Here is a 559-nt window from a genome sequence, read left to right as displayed (position 1 = left end):
CGAGGACCTGCCCATCACGGATTCCTGCGGGCTACGCAGTGCCGGTGATCATGTTGTCGGCGAGTCTCCGGACTCGTGGCGCAGGGCTTCGCTCACGCGTGCGTGCAGGTTCTGCAGGAGTTCGCGCTCAGTCTGCTCGGCTCGGGAGAGCTGGTTCCACGCGGTGACGTCGTCGATCAGGGCCTCGATCGCGTCGCTGAGCCTGCGGCGCAGCAGGCCGGGGCTGAGCGCCTCGACCTCGACCGCGCCCATGGGGTCGATTCCTTCGGCGCGGCATTCGTGCTCGTACCGCCTGAAGTTGACGTCTGCAGTGTTCACGTAGTGGCTGGTGAACTGGCCGGAGCGGACATCGTCGGCGGTGACGGCGATCTGCCGGAAGGCGAGGTCGAGCTGACCGTTCCCGTAGCGCTCCATGCGTTCGACGACCGACCGGGGAACAGAGCGGCCGCTCGGGTCCCAGTCGCCGACGAAGCACACGGTCAGAGGCTTCGGCTCTCGCAGGTAGTCGACGACCGCTTCGTGGACGTGCGTCTTGGAGGACTGCCCCCGACATGAGTAG

1 protein-coding gene is annotated in these 559 nt (G+C 66.9%); it reads right to left on the bottom strand.

Going from position 1 to position 559, the window contains the following annotated elements; all coding sequences use genetic code 11:
- Window positions 1-48: 48 nt before the first annotated feature.
- Window positions 49-559 (bottom strand): hypothetical protein (locus CCN39_RS49070; protein ID WP_208630718.1); only part of this gene is annotated, 511 nt, incomplete at its 5' end.

The sequence above is a fragment of the Amycolatopsis kentuckyensis genome (assembly GCF_002155975.1).
GTDB lineage: Bacteria > Actinomycetota > Actinomycetes > Mycobacteriales > Pseudonocardiaceae > Amycolatopsis > Amycolatopsis kentuckyensis.
This window is presented reverse-complemented; position numbering and strand designations above follow the sequence as displayed.